General features: G+C 31.9%; 1 protein-coding gene. It reads right to left on the reverse strand.

The features are described from left to right. Positions 1 to 137 precede the first annotated feature (137 nt). On the reverse strand, positions 138 to 546 hold a 409-nt coding region (locus BCT81_RS03530), incomplete at its 5' end, for a glycosyltransferase (protein WP_133152521.1).

The following is a 546-nucleotide window of genomic DNA, read 5'->3' on the forward strand; positions in this document are numbered from 1 at the left end:
AATCTTATCATTATCTAATTTTATAAAAACTGATTATATCTAAACTAATAACAACCGAGAAAAATAAAATTAAGATAACTTCCCAACAAAGGAATGGGCTGGAAGTATAAAATCCAACCCTGCCTAATCAGTTAATCCTAAAGGTGTAATTTATATATTTTTTCAAGATTATCTACTTGATCGCTAAAATATGTTATTGAATATTTCGGTAAGTCAATATCATCTCCAAGCTTCAGTTTCTCATATTGGTTGATAACATTATTTATTGCACTCTCCAATTCCTCTGAATCAGAAGAGAATGGAATAACATTCCCATTTTCACCTTCAATAATACACTCAGTAACACCACCGGAGTCAGTAGTAATAACCCAAACATTTCTAGCAATAGCTTCCCTGACGGTTAAACCAAAGCTTTCTTTACACCTGGAAGGGAATAACAACACATCGATAGAACCAAAAAAATCATCAATATTATTTTGGTTATACCCAGGAACGATAGTACAGTTATTTACGTCCGATAAAATATGATCCGGATAAGATTTATGC

The sequence above is a fragment of the Vibrio sp. 10N.261.52.A1 genome (assembly GCF_002876325.1).
In the GTDB taxonomy this organism is placed as follows: domain Bacteria; phylum Pseudomonadota; class Gammaproteobacteria; order Enterobacterales; family Vibrionaceae; genus Vibrio; species Vibrio chagasii.